The 24,870-nt window shown below is 63.5% G+C and carries 20 protein-coding genes and 4 tRNA genes; 14 read left to right on the forward strand and 10 right to left on the reverse strand.

Annotation, left to right across the window (positions count from 1 at the left end; genetic code table 11):
- Window positions 1-96 precede the first annotated feature (96 nt).
- Together B0T39_RS08440 and B0T39_RS08445 are read left to right on the forward strand one after the other, a co-directional pair.
- Window positions 97-1,188 (forward strand): transcriptional regulator, encoded by a 1,092-nt coding sequence (locus B0T39_RS08440; RefSeq protein ID WP_141111136.1) that lies wholly within the window; start codon window positions 97-99, stop codon window positions 1,186-1,188.
- Window positions 1,164-1,631 carry a hypothetical protein gene (locus B0T39_RS08445; RefSeq protein ID WP_141111137.1) on the forward strand — a complete coding sequence of 156 codons (468 nt, stop codon included), beginning with the start codon at window positions 1,164-1,166 and terminating at the stop codon, window positions 1,629-1,631. The genes B0T39_RS08440 and B0T39_RS08445 overlap by 25 nt, the downstream gene beginning before the upstream one ends.
- Window positions 1,632-1,804: 173 nt before the next feature.
- On the opposite strand, the gene B0T39_RS08450 is transcribed toward B0T39_RS08445, so the two are convergent.
- The 5 genes from B0T39_RS08450 to B0T39_RS08470 form a co-directional block, all read right to left on the reverse strand.
- On the reverse strand, window positions 1,805-3,433 hold the full coding sequence (locus B0T39_RS08450) for a lactate permease LctP family transporter (RefSeq protein ID WP_141111149.1): 1,629 nt from the start codon (window positions 3,431-3,433) through the stop codon (window positions 1,805-1,807).
- Between the two features lie 158 nt (window positions 3,434-3,591).
- Entirely contained in the window at window positions 3,592-6,420 is a 2,829-nt protein-coding gene (locus B0T39_RS08455; RefSeq protein WP_176219524.1) for an FAD-binding and (Fe-S)-binding domain-containing protein, read from the reverse strand.
- Entirely contained in the window at window positions 6,417-7,880 is a 1,464-nt protein-coding gene (locus tag B0T39_RS08460) for a LutB/LldF family L-lactate oxidation iron-sulfur protein (RefSeq protein WP_081545693.1), read from the reverse strand. Before B0T39_RS08460 ends, B0T39_RS08455 begins: the two co-directional genes overlap by 4 nt.
- On the reverse strand, window positions 7,877-8,581 hold the full coding sequence (locus B0T39_RS08465) for a LutC/YkgG family protein (RefSeq protein ID WP_081545694.1): 705 nt from the start codon (window positions 8,579-8,581) through the stop codon (window positions 7,877-7,879). The genes B0T39_RS08460 and B0T39_RS08465 overlap by 4 nt, the downstream gene beginning before the upstream one ends.
- Window positions 8,578-9,318 carry a (Fe-S)-binding protein gene (locus B0T39_RS08470; protein ID WP_081545695.1) on the reverse strand — a complete coding sequence of 247 codons (741 nt, stop codon included), beginning with the start codon at window positions 9,316-9,318 and terminating at the stop codon, window positions 8,578-8,580. Before B0T39_RS08470 ends, B0T39_RS08465 begins: the two co-directional genes overlap by 4 nt.
- A 163-nt stretch (window positions 9,319-9,481) precedes the next feature.
- On the opposite strand from B0T39_RS08470, the gene B0T39_RS08475 reads away from it, so the two are divergent.
- On the forward strand, window positions 9,482-10,246 hold the full coding sequence (locus tag B0T39_RS08475) for an FCD domain-containing protein (protein WP_081545696.1): 765 nt from the start codon (window positions 9,482-9,484) through the stop codon (window positions 10,244-10,246).
- 328 nt (window positions 10,247-10,574) lie between these two features.
- Here the strand turns inward: B0T39_RS08475 and B0T39_RS08480 are convergent, their stop codons facing one another.
- Window positions 10,575-10,916, reverse strand: coding sequence for an H-NS histone family protein (locus B0T39_RS08480; RefSeq protein ID WP_019101516.1), 342 nt, complete (start codon window positions 10,914-10,916; stop codon window positions 10,575-10,577).
- A gap of 464 nt (window positions 10,917-11,380) precedes the next feature.
- Here B0T39_RS08480 and B0T39_RS08485 point away from each other — a divergent pair.
- The 3 genes from B0T39_RS08485 (at window position 11,381) to B0T39_RS08495 (ending at window position 11,623) form a co-directional block, all read left to right on the forward strand.
- Window positions 11,381-11,456: transfer RNA gene (locus B0T39_RS08485), tRNA-Ala, on the forward strand.
- A 7-nt stretch (window positions 11,457-11,463) separates the two neighbouring features.
- Window positions 11,464-11,539 (forward strand) — tRNA-Glu (locus B0T39_RS08490).
- Window positions 11,540-11,547: 8 nt separating this feature from the next.
- Window positions 11,548-11,623: transfer RNA gene (locus B0T39_RS08495), tRNA-Ala, on the forward strand.
- A gap of 54 nt (window positions 11,624-11,677) precedes the next feature.
- Here the strand turns inward: B0T39_RS08495 and B0T39_RS08500 are convergent.
- The 4 genes from B0T39_RS08500 to B0T39_RS08515 all read right to left on the reverse strand — a co-directional run bounded on the left by B0T39_RS08500 (window position 11,678) and on the right by B0T39_RS08515 (window position 18,227).
- On the reverse strand, window positions 11,678-13,285 hold the full coding sequence (locus B0T39_RS08500; protein WP_081545697.1) for a diguanylate cyclase domain-containing protein: 1,608 nt from the start codon (window positions 13,283-13,285) through the stop codon (window positions 11,678-11,680).
- On the reverse strand, window positions 13,282-14,724 hold the full coding sequence (locus B0T39_RS08505) for a sensor histidine kinase (RefSeq protein WP_141111138.1): 1,443 nt from the start codon (window positions 14,722-14,724) through the stop codon (window positions 13,282-13,284). The genes B0T39_RS08500 and B0T39_RS08505 overlap by 4 nt, the downstream gene beginning before the upstream one ends.
- Window positions 14,725-15,104: 380 nt before the next feature.
- Window positions 15,105-15,180 (reverse strand) — tRNA-Asn (locus tag B0T39_RS08510).
- Window positions 15,181-15,275: 95 nt separating this feature from the next.
- Window positions 15,276-18,227 (reverse strand): Rne/Rng family ribonuclease, encoded by a 2,952-nt coding sequence (locus tag B0T39_RS08515; RefSeq protein ID WP_081545699.1) that lies wholly within the window; start codon window positions 18,225-18,227, stop codon window positions 15,276-15,278.
- A 522-nt stretch (window positions 18,228-18,749) separates the two neighbouring features.
- On the opposite strand from B0T39_RS08515, the gene B0T39_RS08520 reads away from it, so the two are divergent.
- The 8 genes from B0T39_RS08520 (at window position 18,750) to B0T39_RS08555 (ending at window position 24,808) form a co-directional block, all read left to right on the forward strand.
- Complete coding sequence (locus tag B0T39_RS08520) at window positions 18,750-19,685, forward strand: RluA family pseudouridine synthase (protein ID WP_081545700.1); 936 nt, start codon at window positions 18,750-18,752, stop codon at window positions 19,683-19,685.
- A 1-nt stretch (window position 19,686) separates the two neighbouring features.
- A complete protein-coding gene (locus tag B0T39_RS08525; RefSeq protein WP_081545701.1) occupies window positions 19,687-20,346 on the forward strand; it encodes an HAD-IA family hydrolase in 660 nt (219 codons plus the stop codon).
- Window positions 20,322-20,684, forward strand: coding sequence for a Rieske (2Fe-2S) protein (locus tag B0T39_RS08530; protein ID WP_081545702.1), 363 nt, complete (start codon window positions 20,322-20,324; stop codon window positions 20,682-20,684). Before B0T39_RS08525 ends, B0T39_RS08530 begins: the two co-directional genes overlap by 25 nt.
- 40 nt (window positions 20,685-20,724) lie before the next feature.
- Entirely contained in the window at window positions 20,725-21,666 is a 942-nt protein-coding gene (locus B0T39_RS08535) for a S49 family peptidase (RefSeq protein WP_081545703.1), read from the forward strand.
- Window positions 21,667-21,685: 19 nt separating this feature from the next.
- A complete protein-coding gene (gene motD / locus B0T39_RS08540) occupies window positions 21,686-22,522 on the forward strand; it encodes a flagellar motor protein MotD (protein WP_081545704.1) in 837 nt (278 codons plus the stop codon).
- A 28-nt stretch (window positions 22,523-22,550) separates the two neighbouring features.
- Entirely contained in the window at window positions 22,551-23,141 is a 591-nt protein-coding gene (locus B0T39_RS08545) for a malonic semialdehyde reductase (protein WP_081545705.1), read from the forward strand.
- A gap of 58 nt (window positions 23,142-23,199) precedes the next feature.
- Window positions 23,200-24,228, forward strand: a complete 1,029-nt coding sequence (locus B0T39_RS08550; RefSeq protein WP_081545706.1) for a quinone-dependent dihydroorotate dehydrogenase — start codon at window positions 23,200-23,202, stop codon at window positions 24,226-24,228.
- A 112-nt stretch (window positions 24,229-24,340) separates the two neighbouring features.
- Window positions 24,341-24,808: a glycine zipper 2TM domain-containing protein gene (locus B0T39_RS08555; RefSeq protein WP_176219525.1), complete on the forward strand. Its 468-nt coding sequence runs from the start codon at window positions 24,341-24,343 to the stop codon at window positions 24,806-24,808.
- Window positions 24,809-24,870: the final 62 nt, after the last annotated feature.

Raw genomic sequence — 24,870 nt, forward strand, 5'->3', positions numbered from 1 at the left:
CCGCCCCGCTACCGCGCCGGAGCGCTGTAATCGGAACGCTACAATTCCGTAGTCATCGCCCCCTACTCAGGCCTTTTGCCAAATTCATGGTTTTCGTTGCGGACGGGCCACGTCGAATACGCATCATTTCCCGGCGCCGCCATCCCGGCGGCAATGCCCAACAGGCCTGAGTTCCAGCAGATTTCGCCACGCGACCGCGCCCACGACCCGCGCTGCGGCAACAGCCATCCTCTTGAAAAGAAGCGGATTTTGTTGGAAAATATTTCACGTCAAACCAAGAGCGCTCCCGGCGCTCTTGTCATTTCCGCTTACCTTTCGGCTCCCCCGCAACACCACTTGGCAAGGCCAGCTTGGCAGTTGGGTATTGCTATCTATAATCGATTTAGAGCAAATTACCTATGGGGTAATTTAAAATATCGCCGACCCCGCATTGGCCGTAATATCAAAATTTCCAATACCGGCCTTCGCGTGGACAGAAAGATTATAAAAATGAGATTCCATATTGAAGACAAAGTCGTCTTCGACCCTGATGAAGGCAGCCTTCTGCCCTGGGATCAAGACAAGATCATCCTGAAATACAATGAAGCCTTGCTGCTCAAACTCTTGCTCTCCGGGCTGTTCGAAAAAAACGAGCTGATTGAAAACGTATGGGGGAAAACCATCGTCACAGACTCCAGCTATCACAAGCTGGTGTTCGATCTGCGCGCGCAGCTTGAGAAAAGCGGCCTGGACCCCAAGATCATCAAGACCATTCCAAGACGCGGCTGCCAATTCGTCGGCGCCTTCGTCTTGCTGGAACCGGAGGCGGACGCCGACGGCCCGTCGCCGGCGACGGAAGCCGGCCCTCTAGAGACCACCCCCGCGCCCGCGCCACACCGACGCAAAACCCGCTGGCGGGTGCCGGCCCGCATCAACCGCCGCCAGGTGTTGGCCGCGCTGGCGATCATGGCCCTAGGCCTGCTCTTGGGCTGGCACGCTTCTTGGTGGATTCCGCAAATGAATATTCATAAAATGCGCGACGGCGCGCGCAGCTTGTTCGTGGTGGGCAATGTCTACCGCGACGCGCCCAAGCTGCCGGAAAGCGGCGGCGACGCCTTCTACATCAAGAGCGGCAAGTGCGCGGCGAGCTATCTGTGCGACAAGAAATACGGGAGCGATCTCAATTGCAAAAACAAAATCGTTTTCTGATCGCTCTCGGATTGTTTCTGGTCGCGCTCTACCTGGGCTATGCCGGCCACAACTACATCATGGACAGCCGCACCATCTGCACCGCGCGCATCTCCGAACTCAAATTCCCGCGCAATAGCGGGGACACGGCGATCACCAGCGGCTTCATCGACCTGGACATGAAGAACGAGACCATCCACTTCTTCCTGCACTCGCCCACCGGGGACTACATTAACCGTCTGCTGCAGTTCAACACCAGCTACGGATGGAACGGAGAAGCCAACGCGGTCACCATCGTCAAAAAAACCAAGTCGCCGTCCGAATACGGCAGCCTGGCCAGCGAATACCACATCTTCGACATCGGCACCCGCCACCTGATCAATATGGTGCCGGTCACCAACCATGTCACCCAAGTCAATTTCGACTCGATCAGCTTTTTCTGCGAAAACCAGGAAATTCTCTAACCTGTTTACGATCTCGCGAGCATGCGCGAGACAAGGCCTTGCGGCTGAAAAAACAGCAAATCGTAAACCGGTTCCCAAAGCCGGCTTACAACCCCGCACGCGCCCTCTCTCCGCAAACCAGGCCCCAAGCCGGCGGGCCGCATCGGCAGCCCGCCGGGTCTTGAACCGGTCTGTCAGAAATACGCCATCGCGTAAGTCATCGCCCCCACCAGGCTGCAGAAAATCAGGCTGTGCTTGAGGGTAAAGCGGAACAGGTCCGCCTCCTTGCCCACCAAGCCCACCGCCGCGCAGGCCACGGCGATGGATTGCGGCGAAATCATCTTGCCGGTGACGCCGCCGGTAGTGTTGGCCGCCACCAGCAAGATATCCGACACGCCCAATTGATGCGCGGTGGACGCCTGCAGCGCCGAGAACAAGGCGTTGGACGAGGTGTCGGAGCCGGTCAGGAACACCCCCAGCCAGCCAAGGAAAGGCGAGAAGAAGGGAAAGGCCTTGCCGGTATTGGCCAGGCACAAGGCCAGCGTGCTGGACATGCCGGAATAATTGGCGACGAAAGCGAAGGCCAGCACCATGCCGATGGACAAGATGGGCCGCTTCAGTTCGGCCAAGGTTTCACCGAAGGCGGCGACAGCCTGCGCCGGCCGGAAACGCAGCAACACGATGGACAGCAATGCCGCGACGAAAATAGCGGTGCCCACCGCCGACAGCAGGTCCAACTTGTACAGCGCCTCGTAAGGCTTGTCCGCGGCCACGATGGGCGCGGTCTTGATCACCAGATTGTCCAGATGCGGCACGTGGAACTTCAGCACCCAATGCTCCAGCGCACCGCCCTTGGCGAACAGCGCCTTGAACGGCTTCAGGCTCCACAAGGTCACTAGCGCGGTCAGGATCAGGAACGGCCCCCAAGCGCGGGCGATCCGGCCCAGGCTAAAGCCGGAAGCCTGGCGCGGGCTGGGCGCGCGGCGGCCGGCGAAGGTGAAGATCTCGCGCGGCTGCCATACTTTCAGGAACAGCGTCAGACACACCAGGCTGACCAGCGCCGAAGTGATGTCCGGCAGTTCCGGCCCGATGTAGTTGGAGGTGAAATACTGGGTCACGGCGAAAGACCCCCCGGCCACCAGCACCGCAGGCCAGGTTTGGCGCACGCCCTTGAGGCCGTCCATCATCATCACCAGCCAGAACGGCACCAACACCGACAGGAAGGGCAGTTGATGGCCGGCCTTGGCGCCGATGGCGAAAGGGTCCAGCCCGGTCACCTGGCCGGCCACGATAATGGGGATGCCCATCGCGCCGAAAGCCACCGGCGCGGTATTGGCGATCAGACACAGGCCGGCCGCGTACAAGGGATTAAAGCCCAACCCCACCAGCAGCGCGGCGGTAATGGCCACAGGCGCGCCGAAGCCGGCGGCGCCCTCCAGAAAGGCGCCGAAGGAAAAACCCACCAGCAGCATCTGCAGGCGCTGATCCTCGGTCACCGACAACACCGAGGCGCGGATAATGTCGAACTGCCCGGTCTTGACGGTGATCTTGTACAGAAACACCGCGGCGATGATGATCCAGGCTATGGGCCACAGGCCGTAGGCGAAGCCGAAACCCGCGGCGGCCAGCGCCATGTCCGCCGGCATGCCGTAGAACAGCGTGGCCACCAGCAAGGCCAGCAGCACGGTCAGGCTGCCGGCGACATGGCCCTTGAGCCGGAACACCGCCAGCGCCAGGAAAAAGAAAATAATCGGCAAGGCCGCCATCAGCGCCGACAGCGCCATGCCGCCGGACGGAAAGTAGTTTTGGGTCCAGATCATGATGTCTCCTCTGTAGTCTCTCCTTCTTCTTGCGCGCACAAACATCCGCGCGGCGGCGGGCTAGCCGCGGCCGTGTGGACGGAATGCGTTCAGGGAAGGATGTTTACGGGCGTTTCAACTCGGCGCCGGCCGCCCGGGCGGCGGCGCCATCAATGCGGCCTTCATAGCGGGCCGCTTCCAGGGGTGGTGCAAAAATCCAGCAGCGCTTCGATGCTGCGGTATTCGAAACCGGCGTGCTCGCTCAGGCCGATCTGGCAGGTGCGGCTCATCGACACGCCGTGGCGGCAGCCGGGGGGCAAGGCCGGCGGCAAGCGCCGCAAACTATGCGCGTTCAGTTCCGGCACGGTGAAGCCCTTGTCTCCGGCAAAGCCGCAACAGGCGATGTCCGGCACCGTCAGCCGCTCGGCGCAGAGGCCGGCCAGCCGCGTGAGCGCCTCCGCCGCGCCCATCTCGGCGGCGCTGCAGGGAATGTGCAGCGCCAACTGCTCCAGCTTGCGCGTCACCGCCAGCCGCGGCGCGACAAAAGCCTCCAGAAAGCGGGCCGCGTCGAACAGGCGCAAGCGCGTGTCCAGCCGGCCTTGGCGCTGGGCGGACAGGATGCGCGCCGCGCACGGCCCGTTGTCCAGATACACCGGATGGCGGCCGTCTTCACTGGCAGCCAGCAAGGCCCGGTTCAGCGCGTTCTGGCTGATGTCCAGCGCTTCCGCCGCATTGGCCGAGGCGAAGGGCTGGCCGCAGCACAAGCCGTCGTGGCCGTGCGGATAGCGGGGGCTGAAGCCGGCGCGGCGCAACAGCGCCAAGGTGGGCGCGGCCGCGTTGCCGCCGGCGGCGTCGAAGGCCAGCGCTCGGTTGACGCAGCTGAGGAAGAGCACCACCGGCTCGCCGTCGCCGCCAACGGCGGCGGGCAGACGGCCGGCCGGACGCGGCAGATGCGCCGGAATCAGGGGAATCACCTTATGGCGGCGGCGCAGCCGCAGGCTGATGCGATGCAGCCGCTCCGGACCGAATAGATGCGCCAGCCTCAGGCCGGCGCGAACGGCGGCGGCGGCGGCGCCGATGTGGCGGGCGGCGAAGCGCGCGGCGCGCGGCCGCGGCGACGGGCCTTGCAGCCGCTTCATCAGTTCGCCGGTATTGATGCCCACTGGGCAGCGCGTCGCGCACATGCCTGTGGCGGCGCAGGTGTCGATGGCGCGGTAGCGGAAATCGGCGCGCAGCGCGGCCAGCTCTTCCCCCGCGCCGCCGTCGCGGCTCAGCTGCTGGATGCGTCGCCAGGCGACGATGCGCTGGCGCGGGCTCAGCGTCAGCCCATGCGACGGACAGGCCGCCTCGCAAAAGCCGCATTCGATGCAGCGATCAACAATGGGATCGGCCGCCGGCAGCGGCTTGAGGTTTTCCAGGTGCAGCCGTTCGTTGTCGGTGATGATCACCCCGGGATTGAGCAGGCCGTCCGGATCGAACAAGGCCTTGATGCGGCGCATGAGGTGCCAGGCGGCGTCGCCCCACTCCTGGCGCACAAAGGGCGCGACATTGCGGCCGGTGCCGTGCTCGGCTTTCAACGAGCCGTCGTATTCACCGGCCACCAGCGCGCTGACGTCCTGCATGAAGGCGTCGTAACGCGCCACCTCCCGCTCATTATCGAAGCTGGGCGCGAACACGAAATGCAGATTGCCGTCCAAGGCGTGGCCGAACAACAGCGCCTCGTGGTAGCCGTGGCGGTCGAACAAGGCGGTCAGCCTGGCCACGCCGTCGGCCAGCAACGGAATCGGAAACGCCACGTCCTCGATCACCACGGTGCTGCCCAGCGGCCGCACCGCGCCCACCGCCGGGAACAGGCCCTTGCGCAAGGCCCAATAGCTGTCGCAGACCGCGGCCTCGCGGCTGAAGCCGCTGGACAAACGCGGCGCGAAACCGGCCAGCAGCTGGTCTATCGCCGCGCAATGGCGCGCCAGTTCCGCCTCGGAACCGGCGCGCGCCTCGATCAGCAAACAGGCCTCCTCCGGGCCGAACGGCCGCGCCAGGAAATCCGGCAGCCCCGGCTTGCCGTGCAAGGCGCGCAGGCTGCGGCTGTCTATCAGTTCCACCGCCGCCACCCCGTGGGCTTCCGCGGCCGCGCTCAGCGCCGACACCGCTCGGCAACACGGCTCCAGCGCGTCGAACAGCAGCAAGGCCGAGGCCTTGTGCGGATGCTCGATCACGCTGTGGAAGGTGATTTCGCTGATGAAGCCCAGCGTGCCCTCGGAGCCGATCAACAAATGGCTGAGCATGTCCACCGGATCGTCGAAATCCAGCAAGGCGTTGATGCCGTAGCCGGTGGTGTTCTTCAAGCGGTATTTGCGGCGCACGCGCTCGGCCAGCGCGGCGTCGGCGTGCAATTCGGCGGCCAGGCTGGACAAACCGGCCAGCAGCGCGGCGTGGGACTGGCGAAAGGCCGCCACGCTGGCGGCGTCGCCGGTGTCCAGCACCGCGCCGTCCAGCAACAACAAACGCATCCCCGCCAAGGTGTGATAACTGTTGTCGCGGGTGCCGCAGCACATGCCACTGGAGTTGTTGGCGGCGATGCCGCCGATCTTGGCGCTATTGATCGACGCCGGATCCGGGCCGATCTTGCGGCCGTAAGGCGCCAGCAAGGCGTTGGCGTGGCTGCCTATCATCGCCGGCCCCAGCCGGACGCGCGCGCCGTCGTCCAAGACCTGGCCATGGTTGAAGCCGTCGCCCAGCAAGACCAGCACCGAATCGCTGACCGCCTGGCCGGACAAGCTGGTGCCGGCGGCGCGGAAAGTCAGCGCCACCCGGTGGCGGCGCGCCAGCGCGAGGATGGCCGCCACTTCCGCCTCGCTGTCGACGCGGGCGACGATTTGCGGCCGCAGCCGGTAAAAGCTGGCGTCGGTACCGTAAGCCAGCGTGGACAGCGGATCGGTGTAAATGCGCGTCGCCGGCATGATTTTAAGAAGATCTCGATGGAAAACCTGATGCGCCGGGCTCATGCTCATGGCCGCTCCCCGCCGCCGCGACGCGCTTCGCGTTCGCGCACCAGCTCGTGCAGAGTCTTGGGCGCGGGCGTCAGCGGCGCGTGGTTTTGGGTCCAGCCCAGTTGGCCGCCAAGCGCGAGCTTGCGCAGCCGGGTGGCGCCCCAGCCGAACCAGCGGTACAGCCGCGGCGAGGCGTGGACCTGGCGCCAGCCCTTCCAGGCCAGCCGCTCCGCCGCGCTCGCCGCCGCGCCCTGGCCGCGCAAGGGATGACTGACCGCCTCCCCAGCCGGACGCTGGCTTTCCTCGCGCAGCCGCATCAGCATCTCGGGAATGGGAATCTTCACCGGGCAGACCTCGCCGCAAGCGCCGCACAGGCTGGAGGCCGTGGGCAGATCGCGGGTGTTTTCCAGGCCCAGCAGGTGCGGCGAGATGATTTCGCCTATCGGCCCCGGATAGGTGGTGCCGTAAGCGTGGCCGCCGATGCGGGCGTAGACCGGGCAATGGTTCATGCAGGCGCCGCAGCGTATGCATTGCAGAGTCTTGCGCAATTGCGCGTCGGCGTAAGCCTGGCTGCGACCGTTGTCCAGCAACACCAAATGCACCTCGCGCGGGCCGTCTTTTTCACCGGCGCGGCGCGGGCCGCTGATCATATTGAAATAAGTGGTGATGGGCTGGCCGATGGCGGAGCGGGTCAGCAGGCTGTACAAGGGCGGCACGTCGGCCAGCTTCTCCACCACTTTCTCTATGCCGGTGATGGCGATGTGCAAGTCCGGCACCGTGGTGCACATGCGGCCGTTGCCCTCGTTCTCCACCAGGCACAAGGTGCCGGTTTCCGCCACCGCGAAGTTGACGCCGGACAGGCCGACGTCGGCGTCCAGATAGAGCCGGCGCAGCGCGCCGCGGCCTATCTGTATCAACTCGTCCACGTCCTCGGTGTAGGGCGTGCCCGGCAGCTTGTCGTGGAATAGCCGCGCGATGTCGGCCTTGGTCTTGTGTATCGCCGGCATGATGATGTGGGTGGGCTTTTCGCCGGCCAGCTGCACGATGTACTCGCCCATATCGCTTTCCACCGCGGCGACGCCGCGCGCTTCCAGATAATGGTTGAGTTCAATCTCCTCGCTGACCATGGACTTGCCCTTGACCATCAAGCGGCCGGAACGCGCCTCTACCAGGCCGTGGATGATGCGATTGGCCTCGTCCGCGGTCTCGGCCCAATGCACTTGCACGCCGTTGGCGCTCAGCCGCGCCTCCAACTGCTCCAGCAAGTCCGGCAGCCTCGACAGGCAACGCTGGCGAATGGCCTCGCCCAAGGCGCGCAAGGCGTCCAGCTCCGCCGGATCGTCGAAGGCCGACAAGCGCTTGGCCATCAGGAAATCCATCGCCCCGCGCAGGCTGTGGCGCAGTTCGCCGTCGGCCAATGCCGCGCGCGCCTGCTGCTTGAATTGGCGCGAGGGATAAAGCTCGATCTTGTGCTCGCTCATGGTCGGGCCTCCTCCTGCTCCAGCTGCGCCGGATCGATATGCTCGGGCAGCTGCGCCAGCACCAAGAGTTCGCGCGGGCCGTGCGCGCCGTAGGCCAGCGTCAATTGGATGTCCGCGGTCTTGGACGGACCGGAAATCAGCAAGGCGTTGGTGGGCATGCCGTCCTGCCAGTTTTCGAGGCGCATCGCGCTGTAGAAGTCAGGGTAGAGCGTGGCGGTGTCGAACAAGACAATGTGCAGCGGCGGCACCAAACTCATGGTCCGCGGCTCCTGTGCGTCCGGCCACAGCACCAGGGTGCCGGTGGCGGCGATGCCGCAACGCGCCGCGGTAAATGCGGCCTCGATCTCGAACAATTCGGCCTTCCAGCCATCCACCTCGCGGTCGAAGAAACGTAAAGCCGGCGGCGTCGGCAAGCTTTGCAGCACCGCCTCGGCGCGGCGGCCGTGCGCGGTGTCGGACAACAGCAAGGAAGCCGGCCGCCGCTGCGCAATCCACACCGCCAGCCGGGTGTGCCAGTCGTCGGCGCGCACCCATAGCACCTCGGTCTTCACCGCCCGCATCGCCCGCGCCCAGCCGCGCAAGGCGTCCAGGCTGTGCTGCGGCGGCGCGAAGCGCCGGAAATGCGCGTCCAGCTCCGGCCGCGGCAGTTCTTGGCGCGGCGCGGCGCGCAGCTTGGCCAGGATGGCGTCGCGGGCGCTCATGCCTTGCCTCCCACGCGCTCCAGCAGAAAGCTGGCCAGATGCCGGCCCCGAAACGCCCTGCCCTCCTTGGCCAGCTTGCCGTTGATATTGAGCAGACAGCCGCCGTCCGCGGTGATGAACTCCACTGCGCCGCTGTCCTGCAAGGCGGCGGCCTTGTCCGTCACCATCGCCCCGGCGATGTCCGGGTGCTTGATCGAAAAAGTGCCGCCGAAACCGCAGCACTCGGACTCATGGTCGTGCACCACCCGTTCCACATTGGCCAGCCGCTCCAACAAAGCCCAAGAGGACAGATGCACATTCATTTCGCGGCGGGCGGAACAGGAGGTGTGCACCGCCACCTTCACCTTGGGGCCCTGATCTTGCGGCCGCCAGTCCAGGTGGTTGAGCAGAAAATCGCTGAACTCCACCACCCGCGCGGCCACCGCGCAGGCCTGCGCCTCGTCCGGCTGACCGGCGAACAGTTTGGGCCAGTGGTGCTTGATCATGCCGCCGCAGGAACCGGACGGCACCACGATGGGCCAGTCCTCGATAAAGCAGTCCAGCTGCGCCCTCGCCACCGCCAGCGCTTCCGCCGGATGGCCGCTGGTATAGGCCGGCTGGCCGCAGCAGCTCTGTTGCTGTGGAAAGTGCACTCGCAAGCCCAGGCCTTCCAGCAAGGCGATGGCGTCCACGCCGGCCTGCGGCAAAAACAGGTCGAGCAGACAGGTGCCGAACAGATACACGTTGGCAGGCTTCATCCGGTTTCCTTTGTAAATTGGTAAGACCAATTATTTTTATTAAAACAACTCTAGAGTGATTGCTTGAGTCCGTCAATATGACGACGCGGATTCCCGCACCGGCTGTGGTAAGCTGCACTCACTCTGGTCTGACCAATTTTTCCGAACCGACAAGCCCAGCGCCATGGCCTATCCCAAACTGAACATCCCCAAACTCTCCGACGTCATCGTCGAACAACTGGAAAAGCGCATTCTGGACGGCGTGCTCAAACCGGGGGATCGCCTGCCGCCGGAACGGCAGCTAGCCGAAGAGTTCGGCGTGTCCCGCCCCTCGCTTCGCGAAGCGATACAGCAACTGGCGTCGCGCGGCCTGCTCAGCAGCCGCCAGGGCGGCGGCACTTGGGTGACGGACCGGCTGGAAACCGCGTTTTCCGACCCTTGGGAAAAACTGCTGAACCAACATCAGGATTTGCACGGCGATTTGCTCGAATTCCGGCGGGTACTGGAAGGCGCGGCGGCGCGCGGCGCGGCCAACCGAGCCACGCCGGCCGATTTGCTGAGGCTGGAACATTGCGTGAGCCAATTGCAGGACGCCTACGACGGCGGCGACTTGACTCAGCAAGCCCAGGCCGACGTGCGCTTTCACCAAGCCGTGGCGGAAGCCTCGCACAATGCGCTGTTCGCCCATTTAAGCGGCAGCTTGCTCGCCATGCTGCACCGGCACGTCAAGGACAATATCGCTGATTTGTTCGCTGTGGGAGAAGTGGCGGACGCGCTGCGCGCGCAGCATCTGGCCATCTGGGAAGCCATTCGCGACAAACGGCCGGACGCCGCGCAGCAAGCGGTGGAACAACATCTGGACTTTGTCGCCACCACGCTGCAAAGCCGGCGGCGGCAAGCGGAACGCGATGCGCGGGCGCGCATGCGTCTGGAGCATCTTGAGCCTTAGAGCCGCTAACAAAACCTCGCAGAGAACCTGAGCCAAGGCGCGCCGACGCCGGCAGTACGAGTAGTACGACAAGGAGGCGCAACGCAGGATCAGGGGTTTTGTTAGCGGGTCTTAGTGCCTGTTCAAAGTCTGCTGCGCGTCAGCGGGATGGATAGATAAAGGGCGTTGAAACCGGCTTCGAAATGCTCATGTACCGCTTGACCATTCGGCGTTCTCAGCCGTTATCGCCTGGTCTCGCCCTCGCTCGCGAACCTTTGAACCGGCGCACAAGCCCGCCGACGCGCGCCAGCAGGGGGCGCGGCGCGACAACGGCCGGCTCTCCGCCTTGCTAGACCTGCAACTTCTTCTGGCTCTTGATCACGAAGCGTTCCCGGTCCTCCCCCCTCGCTTCAGCCTCCACCAACCACACCGGCGGGCGGCCTCGACCGGACCAAGTCTGGTGCGGCATCGCCGGGTTCTGGTACTTGGGCGTTACGCCGTTCTTGGCATAAAGCTTGGGCAGAATCAAACCGTAAGCCATCGCCAGCCGCTCAATTTCTTCTATCCCTTTTTGTTGGCGCAGCTGAATGCGGTCGGTCAGCGTATTCAACAGAAAAACCGCCGCGTCCTTCAGCGCCTGGTCCGAACAGGAATCCAGCAACTCCTCGTTGATCAACACTTTTTTATGCATGCACGCCTCCTAAAGCTTTACCGGACTTTCGCTTCCGTTCCAAACTCCGGCCAACCGTTGTTTTTCAATTCTCATGTCTATGCCATCCATCATTAGCCATCGATTTGAATCGGGCTTTAATACCATCCGGTATTAACTCTTTACGCTAATACGGGACTCAAATTGTTTTTCTTTGAATATTCTATCTCCACCACCCCAATGGCTTGGAATAGGAAAAAACTGATTTTTCCCAGGAAATCGGGCCTTTGTCCCTCGCCGGCATGGCGTAGTCTGCGCACGCGCCGCACCCACCCAAACCAATGGCATGAAAAACCGGCGCCTTCCCCCCCTTGGCCTTCCCCCCCACAGCCGTCTGGGGAAATATTTTTAGAAAAGCCTTGCACAGCCTGAAAAGCCTAGGTATAGTTCGCTTCCTGTCGAGACCGACCGGACGAAACAAGCCGGGAATAGGCAAGACAATACGTGGGGGTATAGCTCAGCTGGGAGAGCGCTTGCATGGCATGCAAGAGGTCAGCGGTTCGATCCCGCTTATCTCCACCACAATTCAGTCCCCATCGTCTAGAGGCCTAGGACATCGCCCTTTCACGGCGGTAACCGGGGTTCGAATCCCCGTGGGGACGCCAGCAATACTGGGGGTATAGCTCAGCTGGGAGAGCGCTTGCATGGCATGCAAGAGGTCAGCGGTTCGATCCCGCTTATCTCCACCAAATATAAAAGCCGAAATCGAAAGATTTCGGCTTTTATTCTTTACGGTTCGAATATTATTCAGCCGCCATCCTGAACTCGTTTTTCCCCGCTCGCTTGGCCTCGTACATCGCCCTGTCTGCCGCATGCAGCAGACCACCCAGATCGCCGCCGTTTTCCGGAAAAAACGCCACCCCGATGCTGGCCGACACCGAGCACTCTCCTCCGCTCAAGGCCACCGGCAACGCCAATACCGTCAACAAGCGCCGCACCATGACGCCGCAGGACGCTTCCCGATCCAAACCCGGCGCCACCACCAAAAACTCATCCCCACCCAGCCGCACCACCAAATCCTCTCCGCGCACATGCTGCCGCAGACGCTCCGCCATCGCCACCAGCAGCACATCGCCCGCCTCATGCCCCCAACCATCGTTCACCGCCTTAAACCCGTCCAGATCAATGAACAGCAGCGCAATGCATTCATTGCGACGCTTGGCCCTGATAATCTCCTTGTCCAGTTCCACCTGCAGAAAATGGCGATTACCCAAGCCGGTCAACTGATCGTGATAGGCCAGGAAATGAATATGCGCCTCCGCCGCGCGGATCGCCGAAATATCGGAGATCGCCAGCACGTAGTGACTTACCCTCCCCTCGACGTCCCGCACCACCGACGCATGCTGCCAACAGGGAAAAGCCCCGCTCCGGCGACGGCACATCACCTCGCCCTGCCAAAAATGCCTCTCATCTTCCAAACGGCGGTAAAAACCCTCTCCATGCGGCTCCACATGCAGACAGACGTCCGGATCTCCCCCCAAGGCCTCCTCCGCGCTCAAACCCGTCAAGCGGTAAAAGGATTCGTTCGCAGACACAATGCGGCGCCCATGATCCAGCACCAGAATGCCTTCCGCGCTAGCCTGGAACACCACACTGGCCTGCCGCAGACTGACTTCGCTCAGATACGCCTCCGTCACGTCCCGCGCCACCCCCACCCAACGAGCCGGCTCGCCTTCGGCGGCAAAATTGCGCCCACACAACTCAACCCATCGCACCCCGCCCTCCGCGTTGATTTCCACCGTTTTCTGCAAGGTCCGCCCAAACTCCAAATCCCGTGCCAGTTCCACAGCCTCGACCTCGGCCATGCCCAACAAGCCTGGCCGTCCACTCTCCGGAGCGGAGAATGGAAACACGTCCTGAAACTCTTCTTCCCACGCCATCTCGCCGCGCCGGCCACCCCATTCCCACACCCCCAAACGGGCCGCCTCCACCGCCATGCGCAAACGACGACGCTGCCGCTGCTCCTCCACCTCCGCCCTGCGCCGCGCCAATCCCATACGCACCGAGGCATTCAGTTCGCGCAACTGATAAGGCTTCAACAAATAGCCGTACGGGGCGCTGACTTCCGCGTTGCGCAACATATCGTCCTCGGCGTAAGCGGTCAGAAAGATGGATGGAATCTGAAAACGCTCGCGTATCACGCGCGCCGCCTCGGTGCCCGGCACATCGCCGTCCAAGTGAATATCCATCAGCACCAGATCCGGCCGATCCGCCTCCGCCCGTCGCACAGCGTCATCCGCATTGGCGCAGACGCCAAGCACCCGGTAGCCCAAAGACTCCAGACTGGTCTGCAAATCCAGCGCCACCACGCCCTCGTCCTCGACAATCAACAAACCGTTGCCCACATTCATTCCGCGCTCTCCGGCTCATCGCTGAACGAGATCTCCACGCAAGCGCCACCCGCCCCAGGCCGCAATAGGCGCACCTCGCCCTTCAGTTGCCCCACCAGGATGGGAATCAGACGAAAGCCCAAGGAACTCACCTCGCCCAACTTCACCGACTCCGGAATGCCGACGCCATCGTCCGACACCAGGATCCGGCAGCACCCATCCTCCTCCCGCTCCAGCGCCACCTCCACCGTGCCGCGCCGATCGGGAAACGCGTGCTTGAGCGCATTGGTCACCAGCTCGTTCACCAGCAAGCCGCAGGGAATCGCCCGCTGCATGCCCAAATAGACCGCCGCGCCCATGCCGCGGCAGCGCAGACGCACGCCGCCATCCGACACACTGCCGCTGAGCAACTGAGTCAGACGCTCCAGATAAACCCCCACATGGATACGGGAAAAGTCGCCATGCTCGTATAGCAGCTGATGGATCAGCGCCATCGCGCGCACATGATTCTGACACTCGGTCAACACCGCCACCGCCTCCGGCGGCGCAGAGCGCGTTTGCAGATTGAGCAGACTGGAAATGACTTGCAGATTGTTTTTGACCCGGTGATGCACTTCGTTGAGCAGGGCGGTCTTTTCCTTCAAAGCCAGCTCCAAACTGGCCTGAGCCGCTTTGCGCGCGCTGATGTCGGTAATGGTGGCCAATACCTGCAGCTCGCCGCCGTCGCGCACCGGGGTCAGGCCGATTTCCGCCGGAAACTCGCCGCCGTCGCGCCTCACCCCGAAAATCTCCTGCTGACGCGCCATCTCTCGCGCCTCCGGCCGGCACATGTAATTCTCGATCAGCCGCCCATGACCATCGCGAAACCGCTCCGGCACCAGGCTGGAAATCATGACGCCTTCCATGCCGACACCCAGGTAATCGAACATCGCCTCGGCCCGATGATTCGCCATCAGAATGCGCCCGCCCTGATCTATCATCACCAGCCCGTCCAAGGCGGAATCCACTACCATGCGCAATCGGGCCTCGCCCTCGCCGCGCAGACGTTCGGCGCGCCGCTCCGCCGCCACATCTCGAACCACGGCCACCACCCCCACCACCTCGCCCGCCAATGAGCGATACGGCAGATAGCTGATCTGCCACTCCCTCAACGCGCCCCTGTCGTCCAGCCCCACCTTGGAGTTGACGCAAAAATCGAGCACCGGCTCGCCACTCGCCATGACCTGCCTCATCAGCGATTCCAAATACTCGCCGATCCGCGGCAACATTTCCGCCACGCTGCGCCCCAAATGAGCGGAGCGCGGCAAGCCGTTGGCCTCCGCCAAACGCTGGTTGAGCAGCCGATAACGCATCTGGCCGTCGATCAGCGCCAATCCCACCGGAACCGCCTCCAGCACATCGGACAACAGCCGTTCCGCCTCATCCAGCACACTGTCTTCGCCCACCAGAGATTCCGCCACCCAAGCTCCTCGCGCCGCACTGCTCGACGCGCCGCACAGACCAAAACGGCCGCACTCAAGCGCGCCAGAGGCGGCCAACTTGTCATCTGCTTGTGTTATATGACGAATGGAATGGGAAGCAAACTGTTAAAATTGCTTAGAACCTGTTTACGATCTGCGACGATACGGCGCTGGAAAAGACCTCAGAATGCTCATATACCGTATGTACATTCCGCTTCTTCAGTCGTTTCCGCCTTATCTCGCTCTTGCTCGCGAGATCGTAAACACGTTCTTAGCGCAATCAATCGGGACAGGCGCGCCGGAGCGACGAGAAACAGGGAAAGGCCGCGACGGACGCGCGGAAATGGAAAAAGGCCACGCAATGCGTGGCCTTTGAATTCTGGCTCCCCGAGCAGGGCTCGAACCTGCGACCTGCGGATTAACAGTCCGTCGCTCTACCAACTGAGCTATCAGGGAACATCTCTTGCGAGAGAGGGGTATATTAACCAAGCACCAAGGCAGCGTCAATACCCGGAGCGCAAAATGCCTGCGCCCCGGGCCTCAAACCGCGCTCAAGGATTGCGGGTTTCCACCTGCACCAACTCCGCCGGGGCAGCCCCCTGCTGAGCCTGACGAGCCACGTCGCGACGACGCGGCCCAGCCGGCATCACCGGTTCCTGCACAGCGGGCGCCTCGACCGCCGACTTGGTGGACACCATGACCAGACCACCCAGGCTTGCCGGTTCCGCCGCGGCCACGGCGCGGGTTTCGATCACCGCCGGCGCTTCGACCGCCGGCTCAGCTTGATCCAGCTGCTCCGGCTCGCTCTGCGCGGCAAGGGCAACCGGTTCCTGCGCAAGCGTCGGCTCCGCCGCGGCAAACGCCTCGACAGCCTCCACCACCACAGCCACTTCAAGCGCCGGAGCGGCCTCGACAAGCGGAGCGACTTCAACTGCCGGAACCGCTTCGAGCACCGGCAATTCCGGCTCAGCCGCCGCAGCGGACTCAAGCGCCGGGGCCACGGCCTCCACTTCAAACGCTTCCCGCACCGGCTGCGCCGTTTCGGCAACAGCGGACTCAACAACCGGCTCAATCACCGGAGCTTCAGGCGCCGCGGCCGGAATCGTTTCCGCCACTGCGTCTACGGCGACTTCGGCCGCTACCGCGCCGACAACAACCGCGGCCACAGCCGGCGCAGCTTCCGCCACCGGCAGAGCAGCACCCTCTTCCTGCGGCGCAGCGGACGGATCGTCGCGACGACGATCGCGACGACTGCGACGGCGACGGCGCTCATTGCGCTCCTGCTGCTCGGCGTCGCCCTCGGCGCGAACCTCGTCGGCCGCCGGCTTGTTCAGCTCCAAAGCCGGCTCTTCCGCCTGCGGCGCCTGACGACGACGCGGCTCCTGCTGCGGACGCTCCTGCTTCTCCAACTTTTCCGGACGCTCTTGCGGCGCTTCCTCGCGTGCCGGCTGCTGACGCTGCACGTCCTTCAGTTCGCGCGGCTCGCGGCCTTCACGACCTTCGCGGCTGTTTTCACGCTCGCGGCGGCGACCGTTGCGCGGCTGCTCGCCGCGCTCCTGGCGCTCTTCGCGTTGCGCCGGTTCCTTGCGTTCCGGACGCTCCTGACGCTCGCCGTCCTGGCGCTCGCCTCGTTCGGCGCGCTCGGGACGACGCGGCTTGACCTCGTCAGCACCCTGGCGGCGCTGCTCGTGTTCGCGGCGCGCCTGACCGCCCGGGCGACGTTCGCCGTTGCGCTGGCGGTTGCCGCGCTGCTGCGACTGGGCCGCCGGCTTTTTCTTCTCCACCGGTTGAGCCGCTTGCTCCGGCTCGGCGAACAGGCTCTTGACCCAAGCGCCCAGCTTGCCAAACAAGCCAGGCTCCGACTCGGCCGCCTTAACCACCACCGTTGGCGCCGGCGCCGGCTGCTGCGGGGTAATACCCTTCACCGCGGCCTCCTGGCGCTCCAGCTTCGGCTTTTCATGGCCGAAGTTGGTGATTACGTCTTCTTCCTGCACTTCCACCCGCTTGTAGCTCGGCCCTTCGCCGGCTTCGGCCAGGTCGTCGTGACGCACGCGCACGATCTTGTAATGCGGGGTTTCCAGATGGATGTTCGGAATCAGCACCACGTCCACGTCCAGACGCTCTTCGATCGAATGAATCTCGGAACGCTTTTCGTTGAGCAAGAAGGTGGCCACGTCCACCGGCACCTGCGCGTGAACCGCGCCGGTGTTCTCCTTCATCGCCTCTTCCTGGAGAATGCGCAGGATGTGCAGCGCGGAGGACTCGGTGCCGCGGATGAAGCCGATGCCGTGACAGCGCGGGCAGGTCTCGTGGCTGGTCTCGCCCAAGCTGGGCTGCAGACGCTGACGCGACAATTCCAGCAGGCCGAAACGGGACAGCTTGCCCATTTGGACGCGAGCGCGGTCGTGCTTGAGCACGTCGCGCAGACGGTTTTCCACGTCGCGCTGGTTCTTGGCGCTTTCCATATCGATGAAGTCGATCACCACCAGGCCGCCCAGGTCGCGCAAGCGCAGTTGGCGGGCGATTTCCTCGGCCGCCTCCAGGTTGGTCTTGACCGCGGTGTCTTCGATGTCGGCGCCCTTGGTGGCGCGCGCGGAGTTGACGTCGATGGACACCAGCGCTTCGGTGTGGTCGATCACGATGGCGCCGCCGGACGGCAGCTGCACGCTGCGCGCAAAGGCGGTTTCGATCTGGTGCTCGATCTGGAAGCGGGAGAACAGCGGCACATGATCCTTATACAGCTTCACACGCGACAGCATGTTAGGCATCACATGACTCATGAACTGACGGGCCTGATCGTAGATTTCCTCGGTGTCGATCAGCACTTCGCCGATGTCCGGATGGAAATAGTCGCGGATCGCGCGGATCACCAGGCTGCCTTCCTGTAGAATCAGGAACGGCGCGTTCTGAGCGCCGGCCGCGCCTTCAATCGCGCGCCACAGCTGCATCAGGTAACCCAGATCCCACTGCAGTTCTTCCAGGTTGCGGCCAATACCGGCGGTACGAGCGATCAGGCTCATGCCGTGCGGCACTTCCAGCTGCGACAGCAGGTCCTTCAGCTCCTGACGCTCCTCGCCCTCAATGCGGCGCGACACGCCGCCGCCTCGCGGGTTGTTGGGCATCAGCACCAGGTAACGACCGGCCAGGCTGATATAGGTGGTCAGCGCCGCGCCCTTGTTGCCGCGCTCGTCCTTCTCCACCTGCACGATGACTTCCATGCCTTCGCGCAGCACATCCTGAATGCGCGGACGGCCGCCGTCATAGCCCTGGAAATAGGAACGGGACACCTCTTTGAACGGCAGGAAGCCGTGGCGTTCGGTGCCGTAATCGACAAAACAAGCCTCAAGGGAGGGCTCGATACGGGTAATCACACCCTTATAGATATTCCCCTTGCGCTGCTCTTTGCCTACAGTCTCGATATCGAGGTCGACGAGCTTCTGCCCGTCGACAATGGCAACGCGAAGCTCTTCAGCCTGCGTTGCGTTGAACAACATGCGTTTCATTTACATTCCTTGCGCGGCACTCACGCAAGGGATGCAGCCAGTATTTGACGGCCCAGTGACTATTGATGGGCGCTTTCCGAAAGAAGTGTCGATGTAAAGATCGAAAAAAACAGTTTTGACAAGCCTACTTCCTGAAAATCGATCACACGCAGACCTGACTCATGTGCGCAATTGGCGCTCCGGGATCGCCGGCCTGCCTCAAAGGGCAGGACATACAGTACAGGGGAGCTAGCATGCCGGGTCAAACTTCGCTGCAAAATTTCCTGACTGGCTTAGCATCAGGAAATGGAATACTCGTGAGTGCGTTATGCGTACAAATGCATTACCATCGCTGCTTTTCGGTGAGCGAGTTAACCTTGGCTGCAAACGTCGCGAGCGGCATCAGGTCAGGGTCTGTAAATCCCTGCCGGCCGTCTCTAACCTCTTGCAGCAGCGCCACGCAACATACCGTGACCTTGGCTTGACATTTCGCCGTCATCTTGGTGCAACACACCTTGGGACAGCGCCAGAAGTATAAGCAATATGACAGACATTCGCAAAGATTCCGTCTCCTTCGTCCAAGTGGACGACGGCGACGCCGGCCAACGCATCGACAACTACCTGGTGCGTTTGCTCAAGGGCGTGCCCAAAAGCCATATCTACCGCATCCTGCGCTCCGGCGAGGTGAGGGTGAACAAGGGCCGCATCGAAGCCGCCTACCGCGTGCAGGCCGGCGACGAGTTGCGCATTCCGCCCATCCGCGTGGCCGAGCGCGCGGAAAAGAACGTGCCCGCCGCCACCTTCCCGGTAGTGTATGAGGACAACGCGCTGCTAGTAATAGACAAACCTGCCGGCGTGGCGGTGCACGGCGGAAGCGGCGTATCCTTCGGCGTGATCGAACAGCTGCGCCAGGCGTACCCGGACTGGCGCTACCTGGAACTGGTGCACCGGCTGGACCGCGAAACCTCCGGCCTCCTGATGCTGGCCAAAAAGCGCTCCGCGCTGACCAAGCTGCACGACATGATGCGCGCCAACGTGCCGGACAAACGCTATCTGGCGCTGGGCCTAGGCCAGTGGCCGGACGACGCGCGCCAGGTCAAGCTGCCGCTGTTCAAGTTCCACACCCCGGACGGCGAACGCCGCGTGCGAGTCAGCGACGCCGAAAACGGCCAGTACGCGCACACCAATTTCGCGGTCAAGGAACGTTTTACCGAGTTCACTCTGGTGGAAGCCCACCTGCGCACCGGTCGCACCCATCAGATCCGCGTGCACATGCAGGCCAACGGCTGCGCGATCGCCGGCGACGAGAAGTATGGCGACTTCGCGCTGAACAAGGAACTGGCAAAACGCGGCCTGAAGCGCATGTTCCTGCACGCGCGCAGCCTGTCCCTGCCCCACCCGCTGACCGGCGAGCCGTTGAAACTGGAAGCGCCGCTGCCGCCGGAACTGGAGCGCTTCCTGAAAATCTTGAGGTCTTGAGATGAACACTCGCTTCGATCTGGTCGTTTTCGACTGGGACGGCACCTTGATGGACTCCACCGCCCACATCAGCCAGTCCATCCAGCAAGCTTGCGCCGACCTGTCCCTACCCGTTCCCAGCCGCGAACAGGCCAGCCACGTCATCGGCCTGCGCCTGGCGGAGGCGCTGCAACAGGCCTGTCCGGCCGCCTCCCCCGAGCAGTTGCCGCGCCTGACCGAAGCCTTCCGCCATCATTACCACGCCAACCAGCATCAAGTAACCCTGTTCGACGGCGCCGTGGAGTGCCTGAACGCCGTCGCCGACAGCGGCGCTTTTCTGGCGGTAGCCACCGGCAACAGCCGCGCCGGCCTCAACCGCCTGCTGGAACAAACCGGGCTTGGCCCGCTGTTCCACGCCACCCGCACCGTGGATGAATGCCATTCCAAGCCGCACCCGGACATGCTGCTGTCGCTGACCGAGACGCTGGGCGCGGACCCGCGCCGCACGCTGATGATAGGCGACACCAGCCACGACTTGCTGATGGCCGGCAACGCCGGCTGCCACGGCGTGGGCGTCAGCTTCGGCGCCCATGACAGCGAGCAACTGGAAAGCTGCGGGCCGCTGGCGCTGTTCCACTCCTACGCCGAGCTGCAGGCATGGCTGCTGCCGAAACTCGGATAATCTGCGCCGCGGCCGAACTGCAGGAGGGCGGCCGCGCCTGGCGCTTCGAGATAGCACAGACGGACGGCGCGCCGCCCCTGCCCGCCTTCGTCGTGCGCTACCGCGGCAGGGTCTACGCCTACGTCAACGCCTGCCGCCACATCCCGGTGGAGCTGGATTTGCGCGACGGCGAAGTCTTCGACCTCAGCGGCCATTATCTGGTGTGCAGCATGCACGGCGCCTGTTACGAAGCGCACACCGGCTATTGCGTCTCCGGCCCCTGTCGCGGCCAACGGTTGGCCGCCGTGCCCGTCTTCGAACAGGACGGCAATATCTGCATCAATGTCATGCCGTCGTGAACTTTGCTAGACTCCTGGAATTATTCAGGGAGCACCACACATGAGCGACACCTCCAACCATTGGGAACGCCAATTGCTGGAAAAACTGGCCAGCGCCGCGCTGGTGGAACAGCGCCGCGCCCGCCAATGGAAGATTTTCTTCCGCATGATCTGGCTGATCATCATCGGCTTCATCCTGTTCAGCCTGTTCATGCGCAACGAGGACAAGGCCACCGCCGGCCTCGTAGGCTCCGGGCACACCGCCGTCATCACGCTGGAAGGCGTAATCGACAGCCAGAGCGACACCGCCAACAAACTGAGCCAGGCGCTGACAGACGCCTTCGGCGACAAGGGCACCAAGGGCATCATCATCGACGCCAACAGCCCGGGCGGCAGCCCGGCGCTGTCCGGCATGGCCTATGACGAGATCCGCCGCCAGAAGAAGCTGCATCCGGCGGTGCCGGTCTACGTGGTGGTCAGCGAAGTTTGCGCCTCCGGCTGCTATTACATCGCCTCCGCCGCCGACAAGATCTTCGTCGACAAAGCCAGCATCGTAGGCTCCATCGGCGTGCTGTCCGATGGTTTCGGCTTCACCGGCGCCATGGAAAAACTGGGTGTTGACCGCCGCCTCCGCACCTCCGGCGAGAATAAGGCGATGGGCGACCCCTTCTCCCCGGTCAACCCCAAGCAAGAAGCCATCCGTCAACAATTGCTGGACGACATCCACCAGCAGTTCATCGCGGCGGTCAAGGCCGGACGCGGCCAGCGCCTGGCCAACGATCCACAACTGTTCTCCGGCATGGTGTGGCTGGGCGACAAGAGCATCCCGCTGGGACTGGCCGACGGCCTGGGCACGGTGCGCTCGGTGGCGCGCGACGTGATCAAGGCGGAGAAAACCGTCGACTATACTCAGCAAGACGACCTGTCCAGCCGCGTGGCGCGCAAGATTGGCGTGGAGTTCGCCGGCGGCGTGAAGAGTCTGTTCGACACCAAGCTGTTCTGATCAATCGGCAAGGCATACCATGGCGCGCAGAAGAAAACGACAAGAAGAAGAGCACGAAAACCATGAACGTTGGCTGGTTTCCTACGCCGACTTCATCACCCTGCTGTTCGCCTTCTTCGTGGTGATGTACGCGATCTCCTCGGTCAACGAGGGCAAATACCGCGTGCTCTCCTCCGCCATCGTGGACGCCTTCCGTTCCGGCACCACCATCAGCGTCAACACCACCCCGCCCAGCGGCGGGGCCAACACCATGATAGAAATCCCCGAGACCAAGCCCATCGCCAAGGCGGTCAAGGGAGAGCATCAGGCCGAGAAAAAAGCCAATACCGGCTCGGCCCAAGGCGATGAAAAAACCCGGCTCGCCAACCTGACCCAGGATCTGGCCAAGGTGATGGACCCGCTGGTCAAGAGCGGCCAGGTTACCATCACGCACAGCAGCAAGGGCGTCACCATCGACATCCGCGACACCGCGCTCTTTCCCACAGGGCAGGCGCAGCCCAACGAGCAGTCGCGCCAGCTGATGGCCAATATGGCGCTGCAACTGGCCAAGGTGGACAACCCGATCCGGGTGGAAGGCTTCACGGACACCGTGCCCATCCGCAATTCCTATTTCCCATCCAACTGGGAACTGTCCGCCTCGCGCGCCGGCAGCGTGGTTCGCCTGTTCCAGGAAAACGGCATCAAGCCGGAACGGCTGGTGGCGGTGGGCCGCGGAGCCAACCTGCCGGTGGGCGACAACGCCACCGCCGACGGCCGCGCCAGCAACCGCCGCGTCGCCATCACCGTATTGGCGAGCGGGCTGAGCGACGCCGAAGTGCTGTCGCCGCAAGACGCATCCATGGCCAATGGCCGCTAACACCCCTGTTTCTCAAGAGGAGCACGATATGAGCACCCCGATTCATCATTCCGCGCTGGAACAGCTGTTCCTCAACGCCCGCACCCACAGCCACTGGCAAGACCGTCCGGTCACCGCCGAAACGCTGCACCAACTGTTCGACCTGCTGAAAATGGCGCCCACCAGCGCCAACTGTTCGCCGGCTCGCTTCATCTTCGTGCAAAGCGACGCCGCCAAGGCCAAGCTCAAGCCCTGCCTGGCCGAAGGCAACGTCGAAAAAACCATGGCCGCGCCGGTCTGCGTGATCGTGGCCCAGGACATGCGCTTCTACGAGCACCTGCCCAAGCTCTACCCGCACGCCGACGCCAGAAGCTGGTTTGAAGGCAACGACGCGGCGATCCAGGCCACCGCCGCGCGCAACAGCAGCCTGCAAGGCGGCTACCTGTTGCTGGCCGCGCGCTCCTTGGGGCTGGACTGCGGCCCAATGTCCGGCTTCGACAACGCCGCGGTGGACCAGGCCTTCTTCCCGGACGGCCGCTTCAAATCCAACTTCCTGGTCAACCTGGGCTACGGCGCCGCCGACAAGCTCTACCCGCGTTCGCCGCGCTTCGAGTTCGACGAAGCCTGCCAGATTCTTTAATCCCCTCTCACGCATGCCCGGTTATAATGCCGGGCATTTTGCTGCCTGGAGAATCAAGATGCTCTATTCGCTTCTGCGCCCGCTGCTGTTCCGCTTTGACGCAGAGACCGCCCATGAACAGACGCTGGCCATGCTGGACCAGGCGCACAAGCTGCGCCTGAGTGCGCTGACCTGCCAAAACGCCGCGCGCAAACCGGTGCAAGCCATGGGCCTGACCTTCCCCAACGCGGTGGGACTCGCCGCCGGGCTGGACAAGAATGGAGCGCATATCGACGCCTTGGCCGCGCTGGGTTTCGGCTTCATCGAAATCGGCACCGTCACCCCCCGCCCCCAGGCCGGCAACCCCAAGCCGCGGCTGTTCCGCCTGCCGGAGCACCAGGCCATCATCAACCGCATGGGCTTCAACAATCTGGGCGTGGACACCCTGCTGGACAATGTGCGCCGCTGCAAATTCCAGGGCGTGCTCGGCATCAATATCGGCAAGAACGCCGCCACCCCGATAGAAAACGCCGCCGACGACTACCTGGCCTGCCTGGACAAGGTCTACGCCTACGCCAGCTATGTCGCCGTCAACATCTCCTCGCCCAACACCAAGAACCTGCGCCAGCTGCAGGAGGGCGACGAACTGGGCCGGCTGCTGGCGCAATTGAAGCAACGCCAGCAAGCGCTGGCCGACAAACACGGCCGCCACGTGCCGCTGGCGCTGAAGATCGCCCCGGATCTGGACGACGATCAGATCGTCGCCATCGCCCGCCTGCTGACCGAACACCGCATCGACGGCGTCATCGCCACCAACACCACGTTGTCGCGCGAGGCGGTGGCCGGCCATCCGCTGGCGGAGCAAGCCGGCGGCCTGTCCGGCGCGCCGGTCAAAGACCGTTCGACAACAGTTATTCGCAAATTAGCCAAGGAACTTGACGGCGCTCTGCCTATCATAGGAGTTGGCGGCATCCTGTCCGGGCGGGACGCCGTGGAAAAACGGGATGCCGGCGCCAGCCTGGTTCAAGTCTACAGCGGCCTGATCTACCGAGGCCCGGCGCTGGTGGCCGAATGCGCGAATGCGATCGCAGCGCGCGCCAAACCCTGAACAACAGCACGCGCGGCCGCACACGGGCCCTGCCTCAGGAAGCCCGGCGACAGGCCCGCGGCGACCATCCCGGGGCAAACCGGCTCGCTTATATAACATGGGACTCACTCATATGAACGCAAAACAACTGATTCGTCTTTCCGCCGTCGCGCTGCTGAGCGCCGGCGTGCTCACCGGCTGCGCCACCTCCGACTCCGCGGCCGTCTATTCCAAGGGCCAGATGCGCCAGGCGCAGACCGTGCAACTGGGCACCGTGGTATCGGTTCAGAACGTGAAAATGGAAGGCAGCAACAATGAGCTGCTGACCTTGGGCGGCGCCGCGCTGGGCGGCCTGGCCGGCAGCAATATCGGCGGCGGCAAAGGCCAGATCGCAGGCGGCATCATCGGCGCGCTGGCCGGCGGCTTCGGCGCTCAGGCCGCGCAGCGCGGCTTGAACAAGAACGCGCTGGAAATCACCGTCAAGCTGGACGGTTCCGGTCGCATGATCTCCATCGTTCAGGAAGCCGACATTCCGTTCTCCGCCAACCAGCGCGTGCGCGTGCTGACCGGCGGCGGCAACGACCGCGTGGTGCCGTTCTAAGCATCCGCTCAAGGCCCGCCGTCGCACGTCTTCGACTCGCAGGCCTTGAACAGGCTCTGACG

The sequence above is a fragment of the Chromobacterium haemolyticum genome, assembly GCF_002081825.1.
GTDB classification, from domain to species: Bacteria; Pseudomonadota; Gammaproteobacteria; order Burkholderiales; family Chromobacteriaceae; genus Chromobacterium; species Chromobacterium fluminis.

What these genes read in the sequence shown, in the direction of transcription:
- B0T39_RS08455 (WP_176219524.1), bottom strand. Translation starts at nt 6,420, where the DNA reads ATGAGCATGAGCCCGGCGCATCAGGTTTTCCATCGAGATCTTCTTAAA.
- B0T39_RS08460 (WP_081545693.1), bottom strand. Translation starts at nt 7,880, where the DNA reads ATGAGCGAGCACAAGATCGAGCTTTATCCCTCGCGCCAATTCAAGCAG.
- B0T39_RS08465 (WP_081545694.1), bottom strand. Translation starts at nt 8,581, where the DNA reads ATGAGCGCCCGCGACGCCATCCTGGCCAAGCTGCGCGCCGCGCCGCGC.
- B0T39_RS08470 (WP_081545695.1), bottom strand. Translation starts at nt 9,318, where the DNA reads ATGAAGCCTGCCAACGTGTATCTGTTCGGCACCTGTCTGCTCGACCTG.
- B0T39_RS08475 (WP_081545696.1), top strand. Translation starts at nt 9,482, where the DNA reads ATGGCCTATCCCAAACTGAACATCCCCAAACTCTCCGACGTCATCGTC.
- B0T39_RS08480 (WP_019101516.1), bottom strand. Translation starts at nt 10,916, where the DNA reads ATGCATAAAAAAGTGTTGATCAACGAGGAGTTGCTGGATTCCTGTTCG.
- B0T39_RS08500 (WP_081545697.1), bottom strand. Translation starts at nt 13,285, where the DNA reads ATGAATGTGGGCAACGGTTTGTTGATTGTCGAGGACGAGGGCGTGGTG.
- B0T39_RS08515 (WP_081545699.1), bottom strand. Translation starts at nt 18,227, where the DNA reads ATGAAACGCATGTTGTTCAACGCAACGCAGGCTGAAGAGCTTCGCGTT.
- B0T39_RS08520 (WP_081545700.1), top strand. Translation starts at nt 18,750, where the DNA reads ATGACAGACATTCGCAAAGATTCCGTCTCCTTCGTCCAAGTGGACGAC.
- B0T39_RS08525 (WP_081545701.1), top strand. Translation starts at nt 19,687, where the DNA reads ATGAACACTCGCTTCGATCTGGTCGTTTTCGACTGGGACGGCACCTTG.
- B0T39_RS08530 (WP_081545702.1), top strand. Translation starts at nt 20,322, where the DNA reads ATGGCTGCTGCCGAAACTCGGATAATCTGCGCCGCGGCCGAACTGCAG.
- B0T39_RS08535 (WP_081545703.1), top strand. Translation starts at nt 20,725, where the DNA reads ATGAGCGACACCTCCAACCATTGGGAACGCCAATTGCTGGAAAAACTG.
- motD (WP_081545704.1), top strand. Translation starts at nt 21,686, where the DNA reads ATGGCGCGCAGAAGAAAACGACAAGAAGAAGAGCACGAAAACCATGAA.
- B0T39_RS08545 (WP_081545705.1), top strand. Translation starts at nt 22,551, where the DNA reads ATGAGCACCCCGATTCATCATTCCGCGCTGGAACAGCTGTTCCTCAAC.
- B0T39_RS08550 (WP_081545706.1), top strand. Translation starts at nt 23,200, where the DNA reads ATGCTCTATTCGCTTCTGCGCCCGCTGCTGTTCCGCTTTGACGCAGAG.
- B0T39_RS08555 (WP_176219525.1), top strand. Translation starts at nt 24,341, where the DNA reads ATGAACGCAAAACAACTGATTCGTCTTTCCGCCGTCGCGCTGCTGAGC.